We start from the raw sequence: 382 nt of genomic DNA on the forward strand, positions 1-382 counted from the left end.
GCCACTTCTTCTGCGATGGTTAGCGCCGAGCTCAACGTAATTAGGCAGAGCACAATGATGGTCGATAAAAGGCTGCTTGTTATTTGTCTAGCGATTGCATACATTGCGCGCGAACACCCAAAAAATTCTGTAAGAGGTAACTATGCCTGATTTTAAGATTGCACCATCCATCTTATCGGCCGATTTCGCTCGACTTGGAGAAGAAGTTGAAAACGTTTTAAGTGCTGGCGCGGATATTGTCCACTTTGACGTTATGGACAATCACTATGTACCAAATCTCACGATTGGGCCAATGGTTTGTCAGGCACTCAGAAAATACGGTATTACAGCCCCTATTGATGTCCATCTTATGGTGCAGCCGGTCGATGATTTGATTGGTCAG

1 pseudogene is annotated in these 382 nt (G+C 45.0%); it reads left to right on the forward strand.

Annotation, left to right across the window (positions count from 1 at the left end):
* Positions 1-142: 142 nt before the first annotated feature.
* A pseudogene (locus tag A3751_RS02685) lies at positions 143-382 on the forward strand (ribulose-phosphate 3-epimerase); the annotation flags it as partial.

It is taken from the genome of Oleiphilus sp. HI0080 (genome assembly GCF_001635135.1).